At 64.3% G+C, this 25,542-nt stretch carries 21 protein-coding genes and 1 pseudogene; 9 read left to right on the forward strand and 13 right to left on the reverse strand.

Features of this window, described 5'->3' with window-relative positions; genetic code table 11:
* Positions 1–79: 79 nt before the first annotated feature.
* Entirely contained in the window at positions 80–430 is a 351-nt protein-coding gene (locus tag AC1DGP_RS29610) for a hypothetical protein (protein ID WP_441506919.1), read from the forward strand.
* A 44-nt stretch (positions 431–474) separates the two neighbouring features.
* Here the strand turns inward: AC1DGP_RS29610 and AC1DGP_RS29615 are convergent, their stop codons facing one another.
* A complete protein-coding gene (locus AC1DGP_RS29615; protein ID WP_476832868.1) occupies positions 475–1,752 on the reverse strand; it encodes an MFS transporter in 1,278 nt (425 codons plus the stop codon).
* Positions 1,753–1,964: 212 nt separating this feature from the next.
* Entirely contained in the window at positions 1,965–2,969 is a 1,005-nt protein-coding gene (locus tag AC1DGP_RS29620) for an ABC transporter transmembrane domain-containing protein (RefSeq protein ID WP_441506921.1), read from the reverse strand.
* A gap of 166 nt (positions 2,970–3,135) precedes the next feature.
* Between AC1DGP_RS29620 and AC1DGP_RS29625 the strand changes: the two are divergent.
* The 4 genes and pseudogenes from AC1DGP_RS29625 to AC1DGP_RS29640 all read left to right on the forward strand — a co-directional run bounded on the left by AC1DGP_RS29625 (position 3,136) and on the right by AC1DGP_RS29640 (position 9,293).
* Positions 3,136–3,949 (forward strand): annotated as a pseudogene (locus AC1DGP_RS29625) (aminoglycoside phosphotransferase family protein).
* 354 nt (positions 3,950–4,303) lie between these two features.
* Complete coding sequence (locus AC1DGP_RS29630) at positions 4,304–4,876, forward strand: TetR/AcrR family transcriptional regulator (RefSeq protein ID WP_476769707.1); 573 nt, start codon at positions 4,304–4,306, stop codon at positions 4,874–4,876.
* 92 nt (positions 4,877–4,968) lie between these two features.
* Positions 4,969–6,081 (forward strand): efflux RND transporter periplasmic adaptor subunit, encoded by a 1,113-nt coding sequence (locus AC1DGP_RS29635; RefSeq protein WP_476832874.1) that lies wholly within the window; start codon positions 4,969–4,971, stop codon positions 6,079–6,081.
* A gap of 8 nt (positions 6,082–6,089) precedes the next feature.
* Positions 6,090–9,293: a multidrug efflux RND transporter permease subunit gene (locus tag AC1DGP_RS29640; protein ID WP_476832869.1), complete on the forward strand. Its 3,204-nt coding sequence runs from the start codon at positions 6,090–6,092 to the stop codon at positions 9,291–9,293.
* A 100-nt stretch (positions 9,294–9,393) separates the two neighbouring features.
* On the opposite strand, the gene AC1DGP_RS29645 is transcribed toward AC1DGP_RS29640, so the two are convergent.
* Positions 9,394–10,224: an alpha/beta fold hydrolase gene (locus AC1DGP_RS29645; RefSeq protein WP_476777185.1), complete on the reverse strand. Its 831-nt coding sequence runs from the start codon at positions 10,222–10,224 to the stop codon at positions 9,394–9,396.
* Positions 10,225–10,651: 427 nt separating this feature from the next.
* Between AC1DGP_RS29645 and AC1DGP_RS29650 the strand changes: the two genes are divergently transcribed.
* Positions 10,652–11,389 (forward strand): SDR family NAD(P)-dependent oxidoreductase, encoded by a 738-nt coding sequence (locus tag AC1DGP_RS29650; RefSeq protein ID WP_476832870.1) that lies wholly within the window; start codon positions 10,652–10,654, stop codon positions 11,387–11,389.
* 143 nt (positions 11,390–11,532) lie between these two features.
* Here the strand turns inward: AC1DGP_RS29650 and AC1DGP_RS29655 are convergent, their stop codons facing one another.
* The 8 genes from AC1DGP_RS29655 to AC1DGP_RS29690 form a co-directional block, all read right to left on the reverse strand.
* Positions 11,533–12,225 carry a response regulator transcription factor gene (locus AC1DGP_RS29655; protein ID WP_441506926.1) on the reverse strand — a complete coding sequence of 231 codons (693 nt, stop codon included), beginning with the start codon at positions 12,223–12,225 and terminating at the stop codon, positions 11,533–11,535.
* A gap of 17 nt (positions 12,226–12,242) precedes the next feature.
* Positions 12,243–12,605: a response regulator gene (locus AC1DGP_RS29660; RefSeq protein WP_069881415.1), complete on the reverse strand. Its 363-nt coding sequence runs from the start codon at positions 12,603–12,605 to the stop codon at positions 12,243–12,245.
* Between the two features lie 2 nt (positions 12,606–12,607).
* Positions 12,608–13,249 (reverse strand): response regulator transcription factor, encoded by a 642-nt coding sequence (locus AC1DGP_RS29665; protein WP_441506927.1) that lies wholly within the window; start codon positions 13,247–13,249, stop codon positions 12,608–12,610.
* A complete protein-coding gene (locus tag AC1DGP_RS29670) occupies positions 13,239–16,169 on the reverse strand; it encodes a PAS domain-containing sensor histidine kinase (RefSeq protein ID WP_441506928.1) in 2,931 nt (976 codons plus the stop codon). Before AC1DGP_RS29670 ends, AC1DGP_RS29665 begins: the two co-directional genes overlap by 11 nt.
* Positions 16,170–16,480: 311 nt before the next feature.
* The gene (locus AC1DGP_RS29675) at positions 16,481–17,428 is read right to left on the reverse strand and encodes a mechanosensitive ion channel family protein (RefSeq protein WP_476832871.1); all 948 of its coding nucleotides are present in this window, start codon (positions 17,426–17,428) and stop codon (positions 16,481–16,483) included.
* Between the two features lie 112 nt (positions 17,429–17,540).
* Positions 17,541–17,966: a cupin domain-containing protein gene (locus tag AC1DGP_RS29680; protein WP_441506929.1), complete on the reverse strand. Its 426-nt coding sequence runs from the start codon at positions 17,964–17,966 to the stop codon at positions 17,541–17,543.
* A 62-nt stretch (positions 17,967–18,028) separates the two neighbouring features.
* Positions 18,029–18,781 carry an SDR family oxidoreductase gene (locus tag AC1DGP_RS29685; protein WP_476832872.1) on the reverse strand — a complete coding sequence of 251 codons (753 nt, stop codon included), beginning with the start codon at positions 18,779–18,781 and terminating at the stop codon, positions 18,029–18,031.
* Positions 18,782–18,928: 147 nt separating this feature from the next.
* The gene (locus tag AC1DGP_RS29690; protein WP_441506931.1) at positions 18,929–19,846 is read right to left on the reverse strand and encodes an MBL fold metallo-hydrolase; all 918 of its coding nucleotides are present in this window, start codon (positions 19,844–19,846) and stop codon (positions 18,929–18,931) included.
* A gap of 588 nt (positions 19,847–20,434) precedes the next feature.
* Here AC1DGP_RS29690 and AC1DGP_RS29695 point away from each other — a divergent pair.
* Complete coding sequence (locus AC1DGP_RS29695; RefSeq protein WP_441506932.1) at positions 20,435–20,911, forward strand: GNAT family N-acetyltransferase; 477 nt, start codon at positions 20,435–20,437, stop codon at positions 20,909–20,911.
* A gap of 420 nt (positions 20,912–21,331) precedes the next feature.
* Here the strand turns inward: AC1DGP_RS29695 and AC1DGP_RS29700 are convergent, their stop codons facing one another.
* Positions 21,332–21,808 (reverse strand): class I SAM-dependent methyltransferase, encoded by a 477-nt coding sequence (locus AC1DGP_RS29700; protein ID WP_476832873.1) that lies wholly within the window; start codon positions 21,806–21,808, stop codon positions 21,332–21,334.
* A 225-nt stretch (positions 21,809–22,033) separates the two neighbouring features.
* Positions 22,034–22,711 carry a LuxR C-terminal-related transcriptional regulator gene (locus AC1DGP_RS29705; protein ID WP_441506934.1) on the reverse strand — a complete coding sequence of 226 codons (678 nt, stop codon included), beginning with the start codon at positions 22,709–22,711 and terminating at the stop codon, positions 22,034–22,036.
* Between the two features lie 563 nt (positions 22,712–23,274).
* Here AC1DGP_RS29705 and AC1DGP_RS29710 point away from each other — a divergent pair.
* Complete coding sequence (locus AC1DGP_RS29710) at positions 23,275–23,940, forward strand: heavy metal response regulator transcription factor (RefSeq protein ID WP_441492874.1); 666 nt, start codon at positions 23,275–23,277, stop codon at positions 23,938–23,940.
* Positions 23,941–23,956: 16 nt separating this feature from the next.
* The gene (locus AC1DGP_RS29715) at positions 23,957–25,363 is read left to right on the forward strand and encodes a heavy metal sensor histidine kinase (RefSeq protein ID WP_441506935.1); all 1,407 of its coding nucleotides are present in this window, start codon (positions 23,957–23,959) and stop codon (positions 25,361–25,363) included.
* Positions 25,364–25,542: the final 179 nt, after the last annotated feature.

The following is a 25,542-nucleotide window of genomic DNA, read 5'->3' on the forward strand; positions in this document are numbered from 1 at the left end:
CGCGCAACTCGTAAACCAGCTGGAGAACTGGTAGGATCGCAGGTGGGCGACGCTTTCCGATTGCTGGGCGGACACAGCCATGCGGAAGTTCGATTACTACGACACCGTGCTGGTACCGTGGTATTCGGAAGATGACTTTCCTGCCTTGCTGGACATGGTCGGCAAGGACCCCAGGATCCCCCGCTCCTATCCCGAATGGAAGCGCCAGTTCGCTGCCGCGACGGAGCTGCTTCTGGCCAAGGGCAAGACCGTCCAGATCATCACCGTTCGCCTCGCCGAGTATCTTGAGTGGCTGCAAAACACCCATCGCAGCAACACGGTGGCGGCACGCCTGCGCTATCTGAAATGGCTGGCCACGCAAAACGGCCAGAGGGCGACCGTCCTCCCCGTGCCGGCAAGGGTGCTGTCCGACGCAGGTGGCGAGGGCTAGCCGCACAGGGTTCGCCCCTGCCAGGTCCAAGGGGCCTGTCTCCGTCATGCGGTCGCGCCTGGCAGCGAGCGCCTTTGGCGCCCCCATAGGAAACAGGCAATGGCGGCTGCTTGCACCACGGCAGCGACCGCAGACAGCGCTGCCCCATCGAAGCTCGACAGTCCGGTTGGCGACAGCGTCCGCAGAGCGCCGAACACGGCCGGMGCAAAGGAATAACTTGCCTGTCCGATGGCAACGATCAGTGGAACGACGCGGGCAACGTCTGCCTTGCCGAATTCGACCTGTGCGATGAGCGGTGGCAGGGATGTGGCATTGCCAATCCCCGCACCGAACAGAATGACGCCCATGATCATCAGCGTTGCGTTGGCATCGCCCGCGATCAGGAAGGTCAATGACCCGCCGATCTGGACCGCATAGCTCGCGCAGGCGACGAGGCGGCGGTCCGCCGAGGCAGGCATGACGAGGCCGACCACCGTCCTGCCTGCGATCGCGGCGATCGTTGCGCCGCCCATGGCCAGCCCGGCATTTTGAGGCCCGATCGCCGGGACGAGCAGGGAGAACAGATGGGCGAGAAGGCCGATCTGGGCGAACAGACCCAACGCCATCCCTGCCGCCAGCGTCAGGAAACGACGGTCCCGCCACAGCGATCCCTTTGGCATGGCCGCCGCAGCCGAAGCGCTGACCGCAGCCGGACCTGCGTCTGGCCGAATGCCGTCAGGAAACTGGCTCAGTCGCTCGGGAGTCTTTGAAAACACAAAAATCGACAGGGAGAGAATAGCGGCGATCATCGTCACGCCGACCACGATCGCCGCCTTGAGAAAACCGATGGCGAGGATGAGAGCGACCCATAGAGGTGAGAAAATCACGCCGCCGATACTGGCTCCGTTATAGGCCATCGAGAGAGCCGCAGGGCGAGAACTCACGAACCAGGGGGAGATGATCGCATTGACGGCTGCGGCGCCCATCGCAACCCAGCCCACGCCGCTCAACAGAGCTGCGCAGAAGAGTTGCCACGGCTCGCTGGCCATCGCCCAGCCGACGACCCCGGCAGCAAGCAAGGCCGCCCCGAGAGCCGTCACCACGGGAACACTCAGGCTTCGATAGAGGCGCGGCAGATTGGCGATGACGACCGCTCCGACCAGAAAGTGCAGGGTGACAGCCGCTGAGACCAAGGCCACCGACCAGCCGGTCCGTTCGACGACGGTTTGCAGGTAGATCGGCGGCCCGTAGAAACCGACGCCCCACCCGAATGCCGCCAGAACAAAGGTCGCAGCGACGATATGCCAGCCGAAGAACGGTGGCTTCGCTGAAAGAGAGGACATGATGAAGCTCCTGACGCGGCTCAGGCGCTTATGGCAGCATCGGGCGGATAAATGCTTCGGTCCCGACCGTAGCATTCCCAAAAAAGCTTCGGCGATGATCCCGCCTGCAACACTGAGGCCGGACCATTCGACAGCCCTGGCGCTGATCCGGGAAACGGGTGAAGCCGTGGCAGCGCCCCTGCCCCGCGCGGAAAACCCGGCCTCGATCCGGCTCAGGTCTTGCCTTCGACCCAGCGTCCGATCATCTGGTACTGGACTTTCGCCTGCTGGTACTCGCGGTAGAAGTTGAGCAGGTCGCGCAAGGGACTGGAAAGGCGCTCCAGGCCCGAGATGAAGGCGACGACGGTGCCGATCGTCGTCTGCCCCTGGATCACCATCCAGCCCCCGACGATGAGAACCATCAGCGGACCGATGGCATTCGCGACGTTCAGCAAGGTCTTCAGCCCGTATTTGAGGACATAGAACCGGATTCGGTTGCGGAAGATCGCATGGATCGTGGCGGACTCCGTCGGAGTCGGCTTGGATTCTGGACCGCTCCGGGCCCCGCTCCCGCTCTGGGCGACGGTTTCGTCGCCGAGCTTGCGCACCAGCCCGACCTGCCGCTCGACGAGCGTGTTGAGGTCGGCCTGCATGTAAAGTGCGAGGAAGACCTGCGGCAACAGGAAGACCATGCTGATCAGCGCGATCAGCGGCTGGATGTACAGCATGTAGCCGAGGATCACGCAAAGGAAGGTCAGGTTGACGACGAATTCCGAGATGCCGACCCCGACGAAGCCGCCGACACCGTCGATTTCCCGGCCGATGACATTGACCGTCTGCCCGCTCGTGTTCCCGTCGGACGATGCCCTCTCGGTGGCAACGACCGTCAAGTGGTCGCGCGACTTTTTCACGACGCTTTCGCTGACCCAGCCCTGATAGACCAGAAGCGCATATTTCAACGCCGCCTGGAGCAGGACGATGGCGAGATAGAGCGCCCCCAGGAAAAGCAAGGTCCGGACGTCCCGGTTGGCGATCGCCACATCCACGATCCGCCGTTGGAGATCGATCGGCGCGAAGTTGAGCAGCGCCACCGCCATCGCGATCAGGCCGACATAGAACTGATGGGCGCCGCTGGCGCGCCAGACAAAACTGCTCAGCGTCTGGTCGGACGCGATCGCCGGGGCCGACGTCTCGCTTGGCCTGATCCGCCTGAGAAGCGGGAGGAAGATGCTGCTCACGGAAGGGACCTTGTCGACGCCTGGACGGGGGGCAACGAACGGCCCGGCAGACAAGTTCCCCGCTTCAGGGATTTGTCACATCATGCGCTTGCCTGAACGAGGACATTCCAGGCCAGGCGGCTGCCTTGCATCACCCGCAACCCTCCGTTTGACACTGAAGAAGATCATGGCGATCGAGAGCGACTTCACCCCTTACATTCGTCGTTGGGCGCTGGCTGAAGACGGCGAGCCGATCCTGACACGGACCAGCCGCCTCCTCCCGGTTCGTTGGAACGGCGAGCCGGCCCATGCTGAAGATCGCGACGGTGCCTGAGGAAAAGCGGGGTGCGGGCCTCCTGATCTGGTGGAATGGGATCGGGGCTGCTCGCGTCATTGAACACCACGATGATGCGATCCTGCTCGAACGCGCGACCGGCAACCGCTCGCTCGCTGCGATGGCGGAGCATGGAAGGGATGATGAAGCGAGCGTCGTGCTCTGCAGGGCCGTTGCCGAGCTTCACAAGCCGCGTGCAGCGCCTCCATCGAATCTTGTCCCGCTCTCCGACTGGTTTCGGGCGCTCCATGCTGCACCTCAGGGCGGGATCTTCGTCCGATGCGCCGAGGCCGCACGCATGCTTCTGGCCGATCCGCGCGATGTCGTCCCGCTGCATGGCGACATTCATCACGCGAACATCCTTGATTTCGCAGAACGAGGCTGGCTCGCAATCGATCCCAAGGGCCTGCGAGGCGAACGCGGCTTCGATTACGCCAATCTCTTCTGCAATCCGGATCATCCGGTCGCCACGGCGCGTGGTCGCCTCGCCCGACAGGTGGACGTCGTCGCTCATGCCGCACAGCTGGAACGCGGCCGCTTGCTTCGCTGGATTCTCGCCTGGGCGGGGCTTTCGGCGGTCTGGCTCATCGAGGATGGGGAAACCGAACATATCGCGCCCACCCTTCGCGTCGCGGAGATCGCCGCGGCGGAAATCGACAAGGGTTGATTTTCCAACTCGGTGCCGCTCAGGCGGGTCGGCAAGCGGGTTGGCGGAAACCACCTTTCGTGCAGCCATCGGCACGGGCCACTGGCCGCTGATGATCAGTGCCATTCAGCGATCAAACTGACACGCGAGCCAATCGGCAACGATCGGGCAATCCAAGTGTTCTGATCAATGGGACTGGCCCGCCGCAGGGGCGATGGACGGACCAGTCCCTCTCGCGCGTCAAAACGGGCCGCGCGATACCCTATTCCCGCCCCTCGCCTCCTCGGCGGAGAAGGATTGTTTTTCCGTACGAACGTTCGTATATAAATATCACAATGAGGCCGGGCGGTTTCCCGCCTTGGCCAGGAAATCGATATGGGCAGACACAGAAAGCACGATCCAGAAGAGGTCCTGAACGCGGCGGAGCGGGTCGTGCTCAGCCGCGGCGCGGCTGGCCTCTCGATCGATGCCGTCGCCAAGGAGGCTGGGATCGCAAAATCCAGCGTCCTCTATGACTACAAGTCCAAAGGCGCCGTGCTCGAGGCCCTCATCGGGCGGATCATCAAGGCCGACGACAAGAAGGTGGCCGCCGCCGTAGCGGCAGCCGTCGCGACCCCTAATCCCGAACTTTTCGGCAGGATCGAGGCCACCGCCGCGGGGCAGCCCTCCGAGGACGAACGCGCCATTGCGATGGCGGTCAGCGCGGCGGCGTCCCACCAAGATGCCTTTCAGCGCAGCATGCGCGATTGGCTCTCCCGCGACCTCGATGCGATCCAGGCCGGGACCGACAAGCCCTTCGCGTCCCTGATGGCCTATCTCGCCCTCTTTGGGCTTTCCTCCATCGAATATCAGGGGTTCCGCGAGTTCGATCCGTCCGAACGCGCCGCCATCCTGAACGGCATCAAAAGCATTTTTGAACTCATCCCAGAAACTCCGGCTTCCCCATGAATTCCCAATCTGTTTTGCGTCCTTCCCGCCTGTCGAAGGTCGGGGAGCAATCCCTATTGCGCCGGTTTGGCGCCGTCGCGGTCATCCTGTCCATGACGGTGGCGGCAGCGAACGCCCAGGACCCGTCCCAGATGCCGCCGCCTGCCGTTGCMGTCCTTCAGGTCGAGCCGCGCGCGGTTCCGGTCGTCCGCGACCTGCCCGGCCGCATCGCCGCGACGCGCGTCGCCGAGGTCCGCGCCCGGGTCTCGGGCATTCTGCTGGAGCGCGTCTTCCAGCAGGGCACCCTCGTCAGGCAGGGGGACGTGCTCTACCGGATCGATCCCAAGCTCTTCGAGGTCAGGGTCGCGAGCGCGCAGGCCGCCCTTCAGAAGGCCAAGGCCCTCAAGGCCAATTCCGAGCAGCAGCTCGCGCGCCAGAAGACGCTGCGCGAGCGCGAAGTGGCGAGCGGGATCAATTTCGAGAACGCGGAACTGGCGCTCGCCCAGGCCAACGCGGATGTCGGGCTGGCCGAAGCCGCGCTGGCCGAGGCGAAGATCAACCTGGATTACACCCAGGTCCGGGCCCCCATCACCGGCATCATCGGGGCAGCCCTGGTCACCGAGGGCGCGCTCGTCACCGCCGACGCCACCCAACACCTGGCCTTGATCCAGCAGATCGACCCTGTCTACGCGGATTTCACGCAGTCGGCCCAGGAACTCCTGGCGCTGAAGCGATCGGTCGACGCGGGCAAGCTCGCCAGCCCGGAGCCGGGCAAAGCCCGCGTCGAGCTGGTATTCGACGATGGCGCGACCTATGCGCAGGCCGGTTCCCTGCTGTTCGCCAGTGCCAGCGTCGACGCGACGACCGGCCAGGTGACGCTGCGTGCCGAGTTCCCGAACGCGAAGGGCGATCTGCTGCCCGGCATGTATGTCCGCGTCCGTCTCGAGCAGGCGGTCCGGGAGGGCGCGATCACCGTGCCGCAGCGCGCCGTCGTCCGCACGCAGGAGGGGCGAGCCCAAGTCTACGTGATCACGCCTGAGAATACCGCCGAGGCGCGCGACGTCGAGCTCGGGGAGGCGATCGACTCCGACTGGCTCGTCCTGTCCGGCCTCAAGGCCGGCGATAAGGTCGCCGTCGACGGCGTCCAGAAACTCCAGCCCGGCGCGAAGCTGGCGCCGGAGCCCTGGTCGTCTGCGACCGATGCCGATGGCTCGAAGAGCCGATAGGTCCTGACATGGCACAGTTCTTCATTCGGCGGCCGATCCTCGCCTGGGTCTTCGCGCTGTTCATCTGCATCGCCGGCGCGCTGGCCCTGCCCTTCCTGCCGATCGCGCAGTACCCCAAGGTCGCGCCGCCACAGCTGACGATCTCGACCGCCTATCCCGGCGCCTCGCCCCAGGAGATCTACCAGGGCGTGACCCGCCTGATCGAGGAGGAGCTGAACGGCGTCGCCGGTCTGATCTATTTCGAGTCGACCTCGGATACCTCCGGTTCGGTCTCGATCAACGCGACCTTCCAGCCCGGCACCGATATCGATCAGGCTTCGGTCAAGGTCCAGAACGCGATCAAGCGGGTCGAGTCCCGGCTTCCGCGGGCGGTCACCACGCAGGGCGTTTCCGTCGAGGAGGCATCCGCGGGCTTCCTGATGATCGTCTCGCTGACCTCGCTGGACGGACAAATGGACGAGGTCGCGCTCGGCGACTACCTCAACCGCAATGTGCTCGGCGAGCTTCGGCGCATCGAGGGTGTCGGCCGGGCGCAGCTCTTCGCAGCCCAGCGCGCCATGCGCGTCTGGATCGACCCGGTGAAGATGGTCGGCCTGAAGCTGACCGCCGACGACATCACGGCCGCGATCAGCGCGCAGAACGCCCAGGTGGCGGCCGGCCAGATCGGCGCCGCGCCGAACCCGGTCGGTCAGGACCTGACCGCGACGGTGCTCGTCAAGGGTCAGCTCGCAAACACGGCCGAGTTCGGCGAGATCGTACTGCGCGCCAATGCCGACGGCAGCACCGTTCGGCTGCGCGACGTCGCGCGCATCGAGCTCGGCGCGGAGAACTACAATTTCAGCAGCCGTCTCAACGGCAAGCCGAGCGCGGCGGTCGGCATCCAGCTCTCGTCCACCGGCAACGCGGTCGCGACCTCGCAGGCGATCCGCGACAAGCTCGCCGAGCTTTCGCGGTTCTTCCCCAAGGGCGTCGAGCAGTCGATTCCCTACGATACCAGTCCCTTCGTCTCGGCCTCGATCAAGAAGGTGCTCTTCACGCTGCTGGAAGCAGTCGGGCTCGTCTTCATCGTGATGCTGATCTTCCTTCAGAACATCCGCTACACCGTGATCCCGACACTGGTCGTGCCGGTCGCGCTGCTGGGCACCTGCGCGGTCATGTTCGCGACCGGGTTCTCGATCAACGTGCTGACGATGTTTGCGATGGTGCTCGCCATCGGTATCCTCGTCGACGACGCCATCGTCGTCGTCGAGAATGTCGAGCGCATCATGGCCGAGGAAGGCCTGTCCCCGCGCGCGGCGACGCAGAAGGCCATGGGCCAGATCACCGGCGCGATCCTCGGCATCACGCTCGTGCTCGCCAGCGTCTTCATCCCGATGGCCTTCTTCCCCGGATCGACCGGCATCATCTACCGCCAGTTCAGCCTGACCATGGTCGTCTCGATCCTGTTCTCGGCCTTCCTCGCCTTGTCGCTGACGCCGGCTTTGTGCGCGACGTTCCTGAAGCCGATCGCCAAGGGACATCACGAGAAGAAGGGGCTCGGCGGCTGGTTCGACCGCTGCTTCGACCGGGTGACCGCGGGATATTCCCGCAGCGTCGTTAGCCTGGCGAAGCGGGCCGGTCGGGTCATGGTGGTCTATCTCGCGCTGGTCGTCGGGCTCGGCTACCTGTTCGTCAAGCTGCCGAGCGCCTTCGTGCCGAACGAGGACCAGGGCTATGTCATCGTCGATATCCAGGGCCCGCCGGAAGCCAGCGCCAACCGCACGCTCGCCTCGATCAAGCAGATCGAAGGCATCTTCCAGGCCGACCCCGCCGTCGCAAATGTCGTGGCGATCCAGGGCTTCAGCTTCTCCGGCAACGGGGCGAACGCCGCGCTTGCCTTCGTGACGCTGAAGGACTGGAGCGAGCGTGGCGCCGACAGCACGGCCCAGGCCGTGGCGGACCGCGCCAATGCCCAGCTGTTTGGCCTGAAGGACGCGACGACCTTTGCCCTGTCGCCGCCGCCGATCGAGGGTTTTGGCACGACGAACGGCTTTGCCTTCCGCCTCCAGGACCGCGCCGGCGCCGGCCAGCGGGCGCTCGCCACAGCGGCCGCGGACCTGCTGGCCCGCGCCGCCAAGAGCAACGTGGTCACGGGCCTGCGGATCGAGGGCATGCCGGACGCCGCGCAGCTTCTGCTCGTCATCGACCGCGAGAAGGCCAACACGTTCGGCGTCACCTTCACCGACATCAACACCACGATCACCGCCAATCTCGGCTCGTCCTATGTCAATGACCACCCCAACGCCGGACGCATGCAGCGGGTGATCGTCCAGGGGCGCGACCGCGACCGTCTCCAGGCTGAGGACCTGCTCAAGCTCAACGTTCGCAACGCGCAAGGCGGGATGGTTCCGCTGTCGTCCTTCGCGATCGCGCAGTGGCAGAAGGGCGCTCCGCAGATCGTGGGCTATAATGGCTATCCCACCGTCCGGATCACCGGCGAGCCGGCTCCCGGCCAGTCCTCGGGCGCGGCCATCGCCGAGATGGAGCGGCTCGTTGCCGAAGTGCCGGGCGGGTTCGGGTTCGAATGGACCGGGCAATCGCTGGAGGAGATCAAGTCCGGCTCGCAAGCGCCCATGCTGTTTGCGCTCAGCATCCTCTTCGTGTTCCTGCTGCTCGCCGGTCTCTACGAAAGCTGGTCGATCCCGCTCTCGGTGATGCTGGTCGTGCCGCTGGGCATCATTGGTTGCGTGCTCGCCGTCATGCTGAGGGGGATGCCCAACGACATCTACTTCAAGGTCGGGCTGATCGCGATCATCGGCCTCTCCGCCAAGAACGCGATCCTGATCGTCGAGTTCGCCAAGGACTACTATGCCGAGGGCCGGTCGCTGCTGGATTCGGCGGCGGATGCGGCGAAAGTGCGCTTCAGGCCGATCATCATGACCTCGCTTGCCTTCGCCCTCGGTGTCGTGCCGCTGGCGATCGCGACCGGCCCGAGCGCCGCCAGCCAGAACGCGCTCGGCACCGGCGTGCTGGGCGGCATGATCTCGGCGACCGTGCTCGCGATATTCTTCGTACCGGTCTTCTTCGTGTTCGTGCTCAGGCTGCTCAGGACCAGGCGGCCGGGCGACCAGCAGGAGGACGGCGACGCAGAGGCTCCCGCAACAGAGACGCCGGCCCGGTCCCAGGAGCCAGCCGGCGGGGCCGCGGTCACACCGGCACGTTCCTCTGCCTGACCTCCGAGCGAGGTCGCGCCCGGCTTCGGAGAGCCACGCCTGACGCCCGGGGACTGCAATGAGGACGAGGCGGTTTCGTTCGCCGCCTCGTCCTCGATCGTCAACCTCGGATGAATGCGAGGATGTCCTTGTTGACAATATCGGCGTGGGTGGTCGCCATGCCGTGCGGCAACTTGTTGTAGATATTCAACGTCGCCCGCTTCAGCAGCTTGGCCGAAAGCGGTGCGCTGGCGCCGATCGGGACGACCTGATCGTCATCGCCATGCATGACAAGAGCCGGCGCCTCGATCACCTTGAGGTCCTCGGTGAAATCGGTTTCGGAAAAGGCCTTGATGCCGTCATGCTGCGCCTTGGCAGCGCCCATCATGCCCTGGCGCCACCAGTTCTGGACGAGGCTGGGATCCGCCTCGACCCCGGCCCGATTGAAGCCGTAGAACGGACCCGCCGCGAGATCGGTGTAGAACGCGCTGCGATTGGCGGCGAGGCTCCGCCGAAAGCCGTCGAAGACCTCGAGCGGCAGGCCGCCGGGATTGCGGTCCGTCTTGACCATGATCGGCGGGACCGCGCCGATGAGGACGAGCTTTGCGGTGCGGCTCCGGCCATGGCGCGCGACATAGCGCGTCGCCTCGCCCCCACCCGTGGAGTGGCCGATATGAACGGCGTTGCGCAGGTCGAGATGCTCGATGACGGCCGCGGCGTCGGCGGCGTAATGGTCCATGTCATGGCCCTCGCTGACCTGGCTGGAGCGGCCATGTCCACGCCGGTCGTGAGCGACGACCCGGAAGCCCTGCGCCAGGAAGAAGAGCATCTGGGCGTCCCAGTCGTCCGAACTGAGCGGCCAGCCATGGTGAAAGACAAGCGGCTGGGCCGATTTCGGGCCCCAGTCCTTGTAGAAGATCTCGACGCCATCCTTGGTCGTCACGTAGTTCATGCGTTGGCTCCTTCTGCTGTTGTGAGGGGGCGCGATGGCGGGTTGTGCGAAAGCAGGGAACGGAAGCGCTCCGGCCGCCGCCATGCCGGCCGTGCCGCGCAGGAGATCCCGCCGAGTGAGGTCGGGCGGGCAGGAAAAGGCTTTGTTCGGCATCGACGCCTCCAAGGCTAAAATATTCAGCGACGGCCTGAAGACTTCAGGAAGACGAATTCATCGCAGACGCCCCGAACCGTCGACCCCGAAACCGCAGAAACACTCACGCAACAAGCGGTTTTCGAGGCAATTCGATCCTGAAATTATTGTCGTTTTCGATCAATACGCCCCAGGTCGATCCACTCTATACAGAGGTATAGGATATAATACCTTTCGCATGATTTGATTTCAGCGCAGACCGGCCCAGCTTCGGATCATCCAAATGGAGGTCCACATGGGAAAACTGTCGAGCAAGATCGCCGTGATCACCGGCGGCAATAGCGGCATCGGCTTCGCGACAGCGCGTCTCTTCGCAGCCGAAGGCGCGAAGGTCGTGATCGTCGGACGGCGCGAAACCGCAGTCAACGAAGCGGTCACGGCACTGGGGCGTCAGGTCATCGGCCTTGCCGATGTCGTCACGCATGAGCGTGTCGCCGCGCTGGTCGCGGAGCGGTTCGGAAAGGCCGATATCTATGTGGCGAATGCGGGCGGCATCCGCATTCAGCCCAGTTCCGCCGTGACGATGGCTGACTATGACGCGCAATTCTTCACCAACGCGCGCGGCACCTTCTTCGGTGTGCAGACGATGGCCCCCTTGCTGCGTGATGGCGGCGCGATCCTGCTGACGAGCTCGGTCGCGAGCCGCAAGGTGCTGGAGGGCCACGCGGTTTACGCTGGCAGCAAGGCCGCGATCGAGGCGTTCGCCCGCAACTGGGCGCTGGAGTTCAAGGATCGGCGCATCCGCGTGAATGTGCTCAGCCCCGGCCCGACCGACACACCGATCCTCGCAAAGCTCGGCGTCGCTCCCCAAGCGCAGCCGCAGGTCGAAGCGCAGGCCGCACGGATGATCCCATTCGGCCGGATGGGCAAGGCCGAAGAACTCGCGCAGGCAGCCCTCTTTCTCTGCTCCGCCGAGGGCGCATTCGTCACGGGCGTCAACCTCGCCGTCGATGGCGGCATCTCGCTGACCTGATCGCCGCAGAGGCCCTACGCCCTCCCCCGCGCCGAAAATCCCGAGGATCGCGGCGCGGCGGCGGGATTGCCGCGCCCTCGCCTTCGTCAAGGCTGGAGCATCCCCGCCTTTCCCCCGGGAGCGGCGCTCCAACTCCGCGTCACCTAGGCCGCCTGCGCCTCGCGCAGTCCGACGGGCAAGGCCTCCCAGGCCCGGATCAGTTCGCCGATGGAGGCGACCTCCATCTTCCGCATCAGGTTGCCCCTGTGCAGCTTGACCGTTACCTCGCTGATGCCGAGGTCGAAGGCGATCTGCTTGTTGAGACGGCCGCGCGCGACCTCCTGAATGATCTCGCGCTCCCGCGGCGTCAGGGTCCGCAGGCGCTCGGCATGGCCCTTGACCCTCGCCGCTTCCGCCCGTCGCGCCGCATCCAGCGCAATCGCGGCGCTGACGGCGTCCAGTAGCGTCTGGTCGCGGACCGGCTTCGTCAGGAAGTCGACCGCGCCGGCCTTCATGGCCTGAACGGTCATGGGGATGTCGCCATGCGCGGTCAGGAAGATGATCGGCTTGGGATGTCCATTCGCTGTCAGCTGGCGCTGGAGGTCGAGCCCGCTGGAGCCGGGCATGCGCACGTCGAGGATCAGGCACCCCGGCTTGTCGAGTGCGCCGGTCTCCAGCAAGGCCTGTGTCGATCCAAACGACACCGCCTGGAAGCCGGCCGACAGCATCAGCTCGGACAACGCTTCTCGCACCGAAGCGTCGTCATCGACGATGATGACGAGGGGCTGCTCCGCCTCGGCCTGGCGCTGAGCCGAGCGCGGCACGGAATTTCGGGCAAGCGAGCGGTCAACGATCATGTCCACCTTCCACCTCTCTATTGACGCAAGGCTCTGGCGATCGCCGTGAGCAGGGCCTGGCCGTCGAAGGGCTTGCAGAAGAAGCTCTCCACGGCGCGCGCCCTGATCTGCCCGGCAATCTCGTGGCGCCCGGTGATGAGAAAGACCGGCAGGTTCGGGCGTTCCCGGTTTACGAGGTCACGCAGCTCGAAGCCGTCCATCCCCGGCATTCCGATATCCGTGATGAGGAGATCCAACCCGGAGAGGCCCGCCCCGATCAGCCCTGCCGCGGAGGGGAAGCTGCGAACCGCATAGCCGGCCGACTCGAGCAGGTCCTCGAGCGACTCGAGCAATCTCGGATCGTCATCGACCACGGCCACGACATGTCTCTGCTTGCTCACGCTCAGGCTCCTCCCATCCGGCGCGAATGCTGGATCGGGATTTCCAACCGCTCCGCAATTCGCACCAGGTCGGCGAGCGATGACGCCGACATTTTCTGCATGACGTTCCTTCTGTGGATCTGAAGGGTGACTTCGCTGATGCCGAGCGCGGCCGCCGCCTGCTTGTTGAGGAGCCCGCTCACCACGAGAGGCAGGACTTCGCGCTCCCGAGGGGAGAGCTCGCGATAGCGCTGCCTCAGCAGTGCGAGTTCGCCGCGCTTCGCCCTGGTTTCCAGATCCTGCGCGATCGCCGCGCGGATCGCGCTCATGAGCGCCACATCGCTGAAGGGCTTGGTCAGGAAATCGACGGCGCCATGCTTGATGGCGGCGACCGAGGACGGAATGTCGCCATGCCCCGTGATGAACACGATCGGCGGATGATTTCCCTGTGCGATCTGCCTTTGCAGCGCGAGCCCGTTGATATCGGGAAGCTCGACGTCGAGGATCAGGCAGGCCGGGAGATCAGGCTTGTCCGCACCGATATAGTCGCCAGCCGTCTCGAACGGGATGGACGGGACGCCGTTTGCCGCCAGCAGCTCGCCCAGCGCCTCCCGGAGAGCGGCGTCGTCGTCGACGATGAACACGATTATATCGTCAGCGGTCATGATCCGCCTTCGTTTCAACGGGCAGCGTGAAGATGAACGTCGCCCCGCCGGGCTGATTGTTCTCGGCCCAGAGACGTCCGCCATGGGTTTCGATGATTGTTCTAGAGATGGCCAAGCCCATGCCCATTCCATTGGGTTTCGTTGAGAAGAACGGCTCGAACACCTTTTCAGGCGCTCCGATGCCCTCGCCCGTGTCCCGGACTTCGGTGCGGATGAGATCGTCGGCGCGCAGGCAGCGGATGCGAAGCACCCCGCGCTGCGCTGGCTCCATCGCCTCCAGGCCGTTGCGGATCAGGTTGACGAGAACCTGCTGGATCTGGACCCGGTCCAGGTCCAGCGGCGGAAGCCCGGCCTCGACGTCGATCTCGATGCGGATGCGGCGCCGGGCCGCCTCTTCCGTCATCAAACCCCGGGCCTCTTCGAGAATGGTGCCGAGCTGGCAGGGGTTTCGCGCCTCGCCCGTCTGCCTGAACAGGGCGCGGACCCGACCGACGACGTCGGACGCGGAATTCGCATCGCGGATGATGCGCTCGACGGTCTTCTGCGCCCGCTCCAGATTGGGCGGGTCCGAGGTGAGCCAGCGCTGGCAGGCATGGGAATTGGCGACCACGGCGGCGAGCGGCTGGTTGACCTCATGGGCAATCGAGGCGGAGAGCTCCGCAAGGCTTGCGGCCTGGGCTGCGCGCGCCAGGCGTTCCTGCGTGAATGTCAGCGCTTCCTGTGCGCGCACCTGATCTTCGATCTCGAAGCAGATGCCGTTCCACTGGACGATCTCCCCCTCGACATTTCGCATCGCCGCGGTTCGCGTCTCGACCCAGCGATACGCGCCATCAGCCCGGCGGAGGCGGTGTTTCATCGCATAGGAGGAGCCCGTCGCCAGCGAGAACCCATATTTCTCTTTGACGTCGGGGAGGTCGTCGGGATGGATGATCGTCTCCAGGGTACCGGCCAGTCGTGTCTTGCCCTCCTCATCCTTGTCCCCGAGCCCGAAGCCGAGAAACTCGCGCAGCTTCTCGCTTCGATAGATCGGCTCGCCGTTCGGTGCGGCGCAGTAGATGAGGGCCGGCAGCGTCTCGACCAACTGACGCAGCGAACGTTCGCTCTCCCTGAGCGCCTCCTCCACCCGAAGCTGATCGTCGATGTCGTGGGACAGGCCGTGCCACTGGATGATGCTGCCGCCTTCATCGCACAGCGGCTCCGCGCGTCCGTCCATCCAGCGATAGACGCCGTCATGGCGGCGCAGGCGGTAGCGCATCGAGAAAGGTTGGCCGCAGAGCAGGCATTGCTTCAGTTCGGCCCATAGACGCTCGGCGTCGTCGGGATGGATGGCGGCCTTCAGGGCTGCCGCGTAAGGCTCCGTCTGGGGCTGTTCAAGACCGCCTTCGTCAAGACCCAGGAAATCGAGGAAGCGGCGGTTGAAGAAATTCGGCTCCCCGGCGGGCGTCAACCGCCAGAGGAAGCTCGGCACCAGATCGACCAGCCGCGTCAGTTCCTGCTTCCGGAGGTGCAGCTCCGTCTGCGTGGTGATCAGGTCATGGATATCGACGGATACGCCGTACCAGCGGACGATCTTGCCTGCGTCGTCACGCAGGGCTTCCGCACGCGTTTCAGTCCATCGATAGCTGCCGTCGGCTCGATGCTGAAGGTATTTGATATTGTAGGGCGTCGCCGTCGTGACGGATTTGATGAAGGTCTGTTCTGCCAGTTCCAGAAAATTGGGGTGGATCATCTTCCTCAACGAGAGGGCCCCATCCGGCGCCGTGACCGTCTCGAGCGTGGCGCCAGTCACCTCCATCATCCGCTTGTTGAGATAGGCGGGCCGGCCTTCCGCCGTCATGCTCCAGATCATGGCCGGGACCGTGTCGATCAACTGCGCGAGATGCTGCTCCCTCTCGCGCAGGGCGGCCTCGGTCTTCTTGTAGACGTCGATGTCGATCGAGGTGCCGAACCAGCCCGTGATGCGCCCCTCGCCATCCCGCGTCGGCCGCGCCGAGATGCGGTGCCAGACATAATGTCCGGTCGCGCGCAGCATCCGGTACTCGATGTTCCACGGCTCTCCCGTCTTCAGACAATGGCGCAGGGTCGAGGCGGCCCTGTCGACATCCTCGGGATGGACACCGCGCATCCAGCCAGCCTCGCCGCCATCGATGAATTCGCGCTCGCCGAGGCGGCGGTTGAGATCCTCCAGGGCCATGTCGATGGCGATCTGGGCGGCGGGGGTCACATAGGTGAACTTGCCCATCGCGTCGAAAGCCCAGGCCTTGCCGTGCAGGCTCTCGATCACCTTGGCTGCGCTGACCGCGTCCACGGTCTCGCCGAGGGATTGCGCGATGGTCCAGCGGTCGCCCGGCCTGGAGACCATGGCGTCGACATTCACGCTGACGCCATAGCCCGGCTCGGCACGGAGCTCAGTCCAGCGATAGCTGCCGTCCAGCTGGCGCAGCCGATAGCTCGTCACCTGGGGCACGCCGGTCCAGAATGCGTAGGCCGCCGCCTGTGCGATCGCAGCCCTGTCCTCCGGGTGGACGGCGCTCTCGATCGCCTCGCCCGGAGCGGTTCCGATCCCGTCCGGACGGCCAGGCACCTGCCGCGGTGCTGTCCCGATCCGAGCGCTGCGGCTGGTGGGCTCGGGGAAGACGAGGGCGGCGATGCAAGCGGCAACCAGGAGGAATGCCCCGAGCGACAGCGCGGCCTCCCGTATGGCGCCCGGGTATAGCAGGGCGGCGACGGTCGCACCGGCAAAGGCGGTGAGCAGCGCGGCCCAGAGCGCCACAAGCAGATAGCCGCGCGCATGGAGAAAGACTGCACCGAGCGGAGCCAGGAGGCCGAAAGGAGTGCCGGTCAGCCAGCATGCTAACAGACCCAGAGCCAGCGTCCCGACGATCAGGGCCGACGGCGTTCGATGAAGCGCTGCGATCATGGTCGGCTGCTCCCTCCGGAGACGGAATGCCTGGAAACCGTCACAGCTTCACTAGCACCAGTCCTCGAAGACACGGCTGGCAAACTCAGCGAAACCTAACGCTGGGACGGCTGCGCCGCACTTATGGAAATCCATGACTTGCACGTCGCCGTGCAAGCGGCCGGTCGCAGCGGGTAGCCGCCTCTCCTGCCGTTGCAACGCCACCGGGGCGTGCCGGTCCAGGCAGGGGTCCGGGACCGGGCGGGGATGAGCGCGCGCCAGCACCCGGCGCAGGATACCCGCCGCCGCTTTCCGCCTGGGCCCGTTGTGGCCTAGGCGGGCATGGCCAGCGAAAGACCGCTTGCACCGCATTGGTCATGGATCAGGTCGATGATCTCGTTCCTGGCGGATATCCCCATGGCGAGGCTCGCGACACGGAACTGCAACTCCACCTCGATTGCAGCCGCATCGATGGCCTTCAGGACAACGGCCGGCGCCGGGTCCTTGACGATCCGGGTGCTGGTTTCGAGCACGGAGCGCATGACGTCCTCGACGACGCGTGGCCTTTGCCCCGCGGCAAAGCGCAGGCTCAAGGTGATGAGATGCGACTCGTCAGGGCGGCTCAAGCTGGTCAGGCTCTGTTTGGCGAGCACGCTGTTCGGCAGCACGACGACATTGTTCACCCCGGTCAGCAGGTTGGTGGAGCGCCAGTTGGTTGCGGTGACACGGCCCGCAGTGCCGTCGCTCAACTGGACCCAGTCGCCGATCGCATAGGCCTTGCCGAGCGTCAGGGCGATGCCGGAAAAGACATCCCCGAGCGTGTTCTGCAACGCCAGGCCCAGGATGACGGCGACGACACCCGAGGTTGTCGCCAGGGTGGCGATCGGCATGCCGAAGACGAAACCCATGACCGACAGCGCCACGCCGAGATAGATGACGGCAATGGCCATGTCCAAGATGAGGTGGGCTTCCCGCGGCTTGCGATTGAGCCTGACATAGATGTGGATGAAGCCGATGATCGTCCAAGCGAGATGGGTCCACCAGAGGATCAGCGCCGATTTGGCGAGCAACGCGGCAAAACCCTCGGTGTAGATGCGATCGGGCTGATGTGGAGCGATGCCTCCAATGCCGAGCATCAGGCTCATGCCGGTGAAGAACAGGATCTGGACGATCAGGCGACCGGTCGGTCGGTTGCAGCCCTGAACGTGCCACACGACGATGCCGGCAGCACCGAGCACGTTGATCAGGACAAGCGACAGGAAGTGGTCATCACCGAACATGGGGGATTCACCGATAGCGGTTGGTCATGTCGAAGGACGGCCAGGCACCGGATCGGGCGCCCGGATCGTGCAACCGGATCGGGAAACCGGATCGTCCACCTGGCCTGTCCCTCTATTTCTTGAGCGGGAATGTCAGCTCCTGCTGGGCGGTATCGACCACGAAGACCGCGAGGAGCTTTGCGGGTTGCGTCTTGCTGGCATTCTCGCTGACGCCGTGGCGGTCTCCCGGCAGCTCCGAAAAGCTTTCGCCGGCCCGATAGTCTTTGACGGGGCCATCATTGACCTGACTGCGGATCACCCCTTCGAGGACGGTCGCGTAGATGAAGGCGGAGGTCGGATGGGTGTGGCCCTCCGAAAAGCCGCCCGGAGCGTATTCCACGAGAACGCCCCTCATGCTCTTGCCGGGCACGTTCGGCAGGACGTGGTCATAGACCAACGTGACCTTTGCGCCCTTTCCGCCACCGGGCGTGTCATGCGCAAGGGCCGGCCCCGACAGGAGGGCCGTCAACACGACCGCAGACCCTAACAGCTTGATCATATCCAGAGTCCTTTCATGGTTCAGGCACCGGGCCGTCTCAGATGCGGCCCATGCACAGGTGGTTACTTTCGCGGCGCTGTCGCGAACCAGCGATCGAACTCGATGCGGCCGAGGCGGGGCTTATCGTCGGAGACGAGTGAGCCGTCCTCCAATCTGGTCCCGAAATACTGGGCTTCCGGATCTGCAACGACGGCGCGGCTGTCTCCGATCGCCTTGAGGTAGCGCGCGACGAAATCGCAAAGCCGCGCGCGCTCCGGGCCGGCGATTTCGATGATGCCATTGGCTGGGGCGGCCAGAGCGGCCTCCGCCACGAAATCGGCGACATCGTCGGACGCGATCGGCTGCAGATTGCCCGTCGACAGACGGGTCGTGTCGCCGACCGTGCCGGCCTGGGCGATGCCGCCGAGGAATTCCAGGAACTGCGTGGACCGCAGGATCGTGTAGGGAATGCCGGATTCCCTGACGATCTTTTCCTGCGCGACCTTGGCGCGGAGATAGCCGCTATCGGGCAGCCGGTCGGCGCCGACGATGGAAAGCGCGACATGGTGCTTCACGCCGGCTTGCCTTGCCGCAGCCATCAGGTTCCGGCCCGAAACCTGGAAGAATTCGAGCACGGCCTTGTCCTCGAAGGACGGTGAGTTCGCGAGGTCGATCACGACCTCGGCCGCCTTGAGGGCCTCTGCCAGACCTTCCCCGGTGATCGTATTGACGCCGGTATTGGGGGCAGCCGCAATGACCTCATGCCCCTGCTTGCGCAGGCGCTCCGCGGTCTTCGATCCGATCAGTCCGGTGCCACCGATAATGATGATTTTCATGAGATGTCTCCTTTCGCGGCCGTCCATGCGGCACGCCGTTCGATAGACCCTGAGTGCGAACGGCCTCATCGAGGCCGGGCTCGTCGGCCAAACCGGGCATGGGCTTGAAGGCTGCACACCCTGGTTCGGCCCCACCCCAAAAGGTGGTCAGTAGTCCCAGAAGACCGGGACGAAGCGGAAGGCATCGCCCTCGACCGCCACGCGGCCGACAGAGGGGAACGGCAGGTGAGTGGCCACCAGCTGCTCGCCGGTCGCGGCGAGCTCCGTCAAAAGGCGGACACGAACGCGGGCCGCCTCCTCGGGGTCGTGTTCGAAACCGTTGTGCCAGTCGGGGTGGTCGAACCCGACCGCGAAAACGGCATCTCCGGCGAATGTCAGGCGATCTGCGCCGGATGCCAGGCGGACGACGCTGTGCCCGGGCGTGTGGCCGCCGGTGCGATGGACGACTACGCCTGGCGCCACCTCGTGCTTCTCATCGAACGGCCGCAACTGCTCACGGTAATCTTCCGCGAACCGCTTGGCGGCCGACCGAAGCGCATCCGGGAAACCCGCCGGCATGTTGACGTGTGTGAAGTCGGGCGCCTCCCAAAACTTCACCTCGGCGGCCGCCACATGGATCCGCAGGTCCGGACGCAGCCGGTCCTTCACCCCGTCGACGAGGAGCCCGCCGATATGGTCCATGTGCATATGGGTCAGCACCACGTCGGTGACCGACGCGAGATCGATGCCGGCCGCCTCCAGTCGCCTGACCAGCTGCCCGGCCCGCGGCAGGTTCAGGTTCGGGTCCAGGCCCAGCCCGGCGTCGATGAGGATAGTCTGGCTGCCACTGCGGACCACGACCACGTTCAGCGACCAGTCGAAAGCGTCGGGCGGCAGGAACATGTCGTTCAGCCAGGCTGCCCGCGCGGCCGGCTCGGCGTTGTGTCCCAGCATCTTGGTGGGAAGCGGCAGCACCCCGTCGCTGACCACCAGCACGTCAATCTCGCCGATCCGTACGGCGTAGCGCGACGGCACCAACTCTTCGGGCCCCGGCTTGGCAGGGCGTGAGGCGATGTCCAGGCTCATGTCTGTCTCCTACTGACCACCGTTCCATTCACGGTATCGACGACGCTAGGTTGAGCTGTCCAAGCGGTCGATTGGGTCTGAGGATAGGGTGAACCATACCATGTTATAGGTCCGCACCAGCTGACGGGGTGTCGAATACTGGGCGAATTCTGCGACACGGCGGCGGACCATCGGTCGCGAATGGCGATCGCCGGAACGCAAGCCGGAGCGTTAGACGCGGCGTCGACCCCTGGCTTCCGGGAGCGCGCCGCCAACCTTGGCTCGGCCCGGGTGATGGAGAAGGCAGGGCTCAAGCGCGAAGCCCTTCTCCGACTTTGGACCGTTCATCCGAACATCAGCGACGAGCCACGGGACTGTTTCAGTTACGCCAGGATCAGATGAGCAGCGTCCTCAGGCAAAGCTTCGCGGCAGAATTCCGATCTGAAACCGTCGCTCACCCCTGCATCATGCGCTGCCGCCTCGGATCGGCAACACGGCGTCGGGCTTCACATCGGCCACCAACGCGTCAGTATGGATCTCCCTGACGCCCGGCAAAAGGCAGGATCACCCACTCCAGACAACCCTGAAATAGCGCTAGGCTTCAGCCTCATGGACCTGCCCGATCTTCCGCCTGACTACGCCTTTCCGCGCCTGCCCCGGACCCAGGAGGCCAGCGACTTCGCCTTCGAGGCCAAGCGCGAAGCGATGGGGCCTCATATCCGTCGCCGCTGGCCCTGGGACGAGGCATTCCAACGGGGCCTTCACCAGCGCCGCGTCGAGGACAAGCCGTTCTTCCTGATCACGCGCGCCGGCCAGTCGATCGGGACGCTATCCCTGATGGTGATGCCGGACCATGTCCGGTTCGGCGAATTCTATCTCCTGCCGGCCCTCCACGGACAGGGCTCGGGCACGGCCATTCTGCGTCATTGCCTTGCGCTCGCGGACGCGCTTGCCCTGCCCGTGCGCCTGGAACACCTCCACTGGAACCCGGTTCGCTCGCTCTATCTCAGGCATGGCTTTGCGGAGACAGGGCGTTCCGAGACCCATTGCTTCCTGGAGCGACCGGCTCCTCGCAGGCCCGCCTGAACCCGGGTTCGGCCGCACCAGCAGAGGGTATTTTTGCGGCAGGCCGGACCGCGTCAGGCCACCGGATGATCAGCTCGAATGATCAGAAACGATGGACGCCGGGCATGGTCAGCCAGTTTCGGCCATTGCTGCAATGAAGCAGGATCGGGCCCGGGTTTGAGGAGCCGGTGGATGATCAAGCCAGCGTCGATCAGGGCATTTACGTAGCTGGCGACGGTACGATGTTCCCTTGGTGTGTCGGCACCGAGCCAGCGTACAAGCCGTGGTCCCTCATCAAGATAGCAATCCACCGGCAATGCTGCCGGGTGCCGTCAGCCGCCTCGGCCCATTGCCGGGAGGCGCACGTCATAATCGGGTGCTCAACAGAGAGAATGAAGCTTCCTCCTTCTCTCAACCACCCTCTGACACGTCTCGACAGTGTCACGAATCATGGATGTAGTGCAGAGCAAGTCCGCTAACGACGACATCAGCGCTGCGATCGGGAAGCTCGACATCCTCGATCCGGCGTATCTCATAATACGCACGAGCGTCGCCACCGAGCTTGATCGCCTCTCGGATCATCTGCTCCGAAGCGTCGAAGGCCTTCACCGAACGCACGTCTTGTTCGAGAGCCAATCGTGCCAAGCCGCCGGTACCGCAACCCAGGTCAACGACATCCTTTCCTTGAAGCGGAGGCATCAGCGATAGGAGCGCGGGCTGCTCGATAACCTCATTGGGACGCCCTGGTCGGGATCGCAGTTTGCCATAGGCAACGCTGACCAGAGGATCATCGTAGAGCGCTCGATCGACCATGTTCAGTGCTGCTCCCGTTGTCGGAGCGCATGATGAAGGCGACGAGCCAGGCCCGCAACGGGCGATCCTGCCTCTTCGATTCCGGTTCGCAAGCTGACGTCTCATCAGGCGCCAGCCTGTGATTGCCCGCCCCTGGCAGATCGGGGATCAGGTCGAACCGCGTCGCCAGAATTCCGATCCGAAATCGTCGCTCCGCCCTGCGCCATGCGCTGCCGCCTCGGATCGGCAGCAGGGCATCAGGCTTCACATCGGCCACCGATGGGTAGGTATGGGTTTCCGCGACGCCCCAACCCGGTCAGCCTTGGTAAAGCCGGTCGGACCCGACGTCCTTCACAGGCGGAATCGGCTGGCCGGGATGCTCGACGCAGCAACCAGCTTCTGCGCGGCGATGAGCGCCTCCAGGCGATTATGGGCGTTCAGCTTGGCCATCAGCGTGGTCATGTGGCTCTTTACGGTCTTGTTGCTGAGCGAAAGCTCGCGCGCGATCTCGCTGTTCATCATCCCGCAAAGCAGGAGCCTGACGATCTGCTCCTCGCGGACGCTGAGCCTGTTGCAGGCCGGCTTCTGTCGTTCGAGCGCCTTGTCCTTCAAGGCGCAGATCAGCTTGGTCGCGAACGAGGGACTGACATAGACATCGTTCCGCTGCGCGCATTGAAGGGCCTGAATGAGGTCGTCTCCCGGGCCGCCTTTCAGGACATAGCCCTTCGCCCCGGCATCAAGGGCCCCGATCGCATCATCCGTGCTGGCCGAGGCCGTGAACACGATGATCTTCGTCTTGGGGGAGATCCTGGATGCCTCCGCAATCGCCTTGAAAACATCCCCTGCCATGCCCAGATCGACGATCATATCATCGGGCTGATGGGTGCAGGTGATAGAGACGATATCGTCCGCAGCATTCCCGGTCGCGGCGAGCGCGAAACCGCCCCGTTGCTTCAGAAACGCAGCGATCCCCTCCATCAACATCGGGTGATCATCGACTATAGCGATCGATCGGTCCGCCATGACCATGCCCCCATAGATTTATTACCCCGAAGCAATATTGTCTATTACTGATGTGCAATTTCATTTTAATATCATAATATAGCGAATTTTACTTATAAATTCATATCGCAAGATTGCCATATATACCAAAATTCCAAGGAATACCTCCTCAAGCGTGAAAATGCTTTTGGTCAGAGTGTGGCTGAAGTTCTGATTGCCGGCGAACGCCGCTAGAATACAAACTGCGGCTTGATCAGAATGACTTCAGTACGCACGCGACACAGGCACCTGGCTATGAATTGCAGGCTAGCGAAGGCGAAATGACGCATCGATGACGCCCAGTTAACAGAACTGTCATTTTCGCGAGGACCGAAGAGGAGGCTTTATTCTGCCCCAGAACTGCGCTTTCAAGCCGCGCAGTGCGGCCCTGAGGCAAGCGCATGGTTTTCGCAGGCGAACGACGAGACTAACCACTCCCAAAGTTCGTAAAGCGCGCGGTTCATTTTGTKCTACAGTGGCGGAGCATTTCGCAATGGGCCGCGGCAGCGTCTTCGCCAGCCTTCAGGAGTGCACAGGAGGGCTGCGCACAGTTGAAACTCCTGATCGTCGAAGATGACGTCCGCACCGCGGCGATCCTGCGCAAGGCCTTCATCGAGGAAGGCTTTGTCGCCGACATGGTGCATGACGGCCTGGACGCCGTCACGGAAGCCCCGGGTGGACGCTACGATATCGTCATCCTCGACGTGAACCTGCCCGGCATGGATGGCTGGCAGGTGCTGCAGGTGTTGAAGCAGGCCGACCAGCGAATGCCGATCCTGATGCTGACGGCGCAGGATGCGATCGAGAAGCGCGTCAAGGGTCTGACTCTGGGCGCTGACGATTACCTGACAAAGCCATTCGCCTTCGCGGAACTCCTTGCACGCGTCCGGACCGTCTTGCGCCGGGCCAGTTCCGTTCCTGCCGAGATCCTGCAATTCGATGATCTGAAGGTCGATCCCCAGCGCCACAAGGTCACTCGCGGCGGCACGCCGATCCCGGTTTCGCCCAAGGAAATCCTGCTGCTCGAACTGCTCCTGCGCCATCGCGGCGATGTGCTGTCTCGAACCTTCATTGCCGACAAGGTCTGGGACATGATGTTCGACTGCGACAGCAATGTCGTGGACGTCAACATCCGCCGCCTGCGACAGAAGATCGACGACCCCTTTCCCCGCAAGCTGATCCACACCATCCGCGGGCGCGGCTATGTCATCCAGTAGCCTGCTGAGCCGCTGCGTGCCGGCATCGATCGCAGGCCGCCTGACGGCCTGGTTCTGCGCCTCGGCCTTCACTTTGGTCCTGGTGGCCGCCTTCGTCCTGTACGATGCCGTCCGCGCGACCGTGCAGTGGACGGAGGATCAGGTTCTCGAGCAGCACCTCATCGAAATACGGTCTCTCCTGCAGACGTCCAAGCCCGACACCGCCATGATCGCGCACGAGCTGAGCGAGGCAGCCGATGGGCCCCGCCAGGTTCTGATCCGTGTGTTGACGAATCTTCCGGACCTGGTGCTGACGACACCGGACATGGACAAGCGGCTACCGGCCACGCGCTTCCAGACGCCAGCCCCCAGTGCAACGCCCCATTATGAAACCATTACTGAAAACGGCTTCAGGTTTCGGGCGCACAGCGCGCTTGTGCCGCTGCAGGCGGAAGGCTGGCCAAAGGACACCGTCGTCCAGGTCGCCATGGATACGACACTCGATGACATGGCGATCGACCGCTTCAGGGACGTGCTCGTTACGGTGATCCTGCTGTCCGGCGCATTATGCGCCCTGGTGGGCTGGTTCATCATCCGGCGACAGCTCTCGCCGCTGCGGCGCGTGATCCACGCAACCGCGAGCATCGAGCGCGCGACGGCGAATGAGCGCCTCGTCACGGCCGGCCTGCCGACGGAGTTGGCCCATCTCGGCCTGGAATTCAACCATATGCTCGACCGGCTCGAGGGCGCCTATTCGCGTCTCCGGCAATATGCCGACAACGTCGCCCATGAACTGCGCAGCCCCATCAATCGCATGCTGCTGAATGTCGAGGTGGCGCTCTCGAAATCGCGCGACGAGGCCTCCTATCGCGACGTTCTGGAGAACACGCGAGACGACATGCAGACGATGGCGCAGATCGTCGACAATCTTCTCTTTCTGGCCAGGGCGGACAGCGACGAGGTCCAGCTTCAGATGGAGCCCGTGCGCCTCGCCGAAGAAATCGCAAACGTGCACGAGTTCTATTCGGCGCTGGCCCAGGAGAAGGGCATCGAGCTCCAGATCAGAACCGATCCCGAGCTCGTGATCGTGGGCCACGCCATGCTGCTCAGGCGAGCCTTGAGCAATCTCTTGAGCAACGCCCTGTCGCATACGCCACCTGGCCAGTTCATCGACATCACAGCCCATCGCGACGGCGACAGCGTGGTCGTCGCTGTCGCCGATGGCGGCGACGGCATCGAGGCTGAGGACCTGCCCTACGTCTTCGATCGCTTCTTCCGCGGCGACCGCTCCCGATCGAGCTCCGAGCGACGGCTCGGCCTTGGACTGTCGATCACGAAAAGCATCGTGGCCATGCATCACGGCCTGATTGCGGTCGTCAGTACCAAAGGCGCCGGCACGCGTTTCAGCATGACGTTTCCGGCCTCGATGCGCGCGCATGGCTAGTGATCGCGGCGCTTGAGCGGAGACGTGTCCCGGTCGCCTCACCTCTCCTTGAAGATCCTGTTGGCGTGGTCTGCGAAGGGTTTCGTCAGGAACGAGAGCGCGGTGCGTTCCTCGGTGGTGATGAAGACCTCGACCGGCATTCCGGGCTGGAGCTTGCGGTCGCCGAGGGCGGCGACGAG

It is taken from the genome of Allobosea sp. 05T433 (genome assembly GCF_056396065.1).

What these genes read in the sequence shown, in the direction of transcription:
- AC1DGP_RS29610 (WP_441506919.1), top strand. Translation starts at nt 80, where the DNA reads ATGCGGAAGTTCGATTACTACGACACCGTGCTGGTACCGTGGTATTCG.
- AC1DGP_RS29630 (WP_476769707.1), top strand. Translation starts at nt 4,304, where the DNA reads ATGGGCAGACACAGAAAGCACGATCCAGAAGAGGTCCTGAACGCGGCG.
- AC1DGP_RS29640 (WP_476832869.1), top strand. Translation starts at nt 6,090, where the DNA reads ATGGCACAGTTCTTCATTCGGCGGCCGATCCTCGCCTGGGTCTTCGCG.
- AC1DGP_RS29645 (WP_476777185.1), bottom strand. Translation starts at nt 10,224, where the DNA reads ATGAACTACGTGACGACCAAGGATGGCGTCGAGATCTTCTACAAGGAC.
- AC1DGP_RS29650 (WP_476832870.1), top strand. Translation starts at nt 10,652, where the DNA reads ATGGGAAAACTGTCGAGCAAGATCGCCGTGATCACCGGCGGCAATAGC.
- AC1DGP_RS29655 (WP_441506926.1), bottom strand. Translation starts at nt 12,225, where the DNA reads ATGATCGTTGACCGCTCGCTTGCCCGAAATTCCGTGCCGCGCTCGGCT.
- AC1DGP_RS29665 (WP_441506927.1), bottom strand. Translation starts at nt 13,249, where the DNA reads ATGACCGCTGACGATATAATCGTGTTCATCGTCGACGACGACGCCGCT.
- AC1DGP_RS29670 (WP_441506928.1), bottom strand. Translation starts at nt 16,169, where the DNA reads ATGATCGCAGCGCTTCATCGAACGCCGTCGGCCCTGATCGTCGGGACG.
- AC1DGP_RS29675 (WP_476832871.1), bottom strand. Translation starts at nt 17,428, where the DNA reads ATGTTCGGTGATGACCACTTCCTGTCGCTTGTCCTGATCAACGTGCTC.
- AC1DGP_RS29680 (WP_441506929.1), bottom strand. Translation starts at nt 17,966, where the DNA reads ATGATCAAGCTGTTAGGGTCTGCGGTCGTGTTGACGGCCCTCCTGTCG.
- AC1DGP_RS29685 (WP_476832872.1), bottom strand. Translation starts at nt 18,781, where the DNA reads ATGAAAATCATCATTATCGGTGGCACCGGACTGATCGGATCGAAGACC.
- AC1DGP_RS29690 (WP_441506931.1), bottom strand. Translation starts at nt 19,846, where the DNA reads ATGAGCCTGGACATCGCCTCACGCCCTGCCAAGCCGGGGCCCGAAGAG.
- AC1DGP_RS29695 (WP_441506932.1), top strand. Translation starts at nt 20,435, where the DNA reads ATGGACCTGCCCGATCTTCCGCCTGACTACGCCTTTCCGCGCCTGCCC.
- AC1DGP_RS29700 (WP_476832873.1), bottom strand. Translation starts at nt 21,808, where the DNA reads ATGAGACGTCAGCTTGCGAACCGGAATCGAAGAGGCAGGATCGCCCGT.
- AC1DGP_RS29705 (WP_441506934.1), bottom strand. Translation starts at nt 22,711, where the DNA reads ATGGTCATGGCGGACCGATCGATCGCTATAGTCGATGATCACCCGATG.